Annotated in this window: 1 protein-coding gene and 1 pseudogene; both read right to left on the bottom strand. The window is 54.3% G+C overall.

Annotated features, from left to right (window positions below; translation table 11 throughout):
* A pseudogene (locus tag FAS41_RS08110) lies at window positions 1-529 on the bottom strand (tetratricopeptide repeat protein); the annotation flags it as partial.
* Between the two features lie 53 nt (window positions 530-582).
* The coding region (locus FAS41_RS08105; protein ID WP_171049462.1) for a pilin at window positions 583-694 on the bottom strand (112 nt) is incomplete at its 5' end.

Genomic DNA, 694 nt, shown 5'->3' with positions numbered 1-694 from the left:
GAGAAAGCTGTTCCGTGCTCGGCTTCGACCGCCAGCGGACATAAAGATAGATGGCAAGGAATCCGAATAGCGCAGACAAGCTGGTCATGCGCTGCACAACATACAGTATGCTGGTCAGGTTGATCGGGTGCACCCCCCAGAGCGCAGCCACTGCCAACCCCGCCAGTGCTCCGCTTCGGGCAGAAAGGCTGTACCACCGCCGCAGGATCAGAGAAGAGAGTCCAGCCACAAGCACAATGTTGCAAAGGTGGATCAGGACGTTGATAAGCTTGAAATAGAACGGCTGCATGCCGAAGAAGTAGATGTTCAGCGCAAAGCTGATGAGCGCCAGCGGGCGGCCTGTAGGCCCTGCATCGCCTGAGACGGCTGCTGCTCTGAGCTGCTTCAGGTCCAGTGCAGTTATATGCAGACTGTTGTTATCAATGATATTGGCGGAGTCATCGAACTCAAAGTCTCCGTGAAGCCCCGGCGCATAAAGAAATAAAACCACCGACAACAGGCCCACGAACAGAACTACAAACAACTTCACTCCGACTCCTTATGAAAAAAGGCCCCTGAAAGGGGCCTTTTTCAAAGCACGAATTAACGGCAGTTGGACGGCAGGTACTTGGCGCTCAAGTTACCAGTATTGCAGGTCCAAGTAACGGCACCAGCGGAGCTGGACGAGCCCTGCAGAACAACAGTCTTGCCAGCT

Origin of the sequence: Pseudomonas nicosulfuronedens (assembly GCF_005877905.1) — a bacterium.
Lineage (GTDB): Bacteria > Pseudomonadota > Gammaproteobacteria > Pseudomonadales > Pseudomonadaceae > Pseudomonas > Pseudomonas nicosulfuronedens.
Note: the sequence above shows the minus strand (reverse complement) of the source record. Positions and strands in the feature narration are given on the sequence as shown.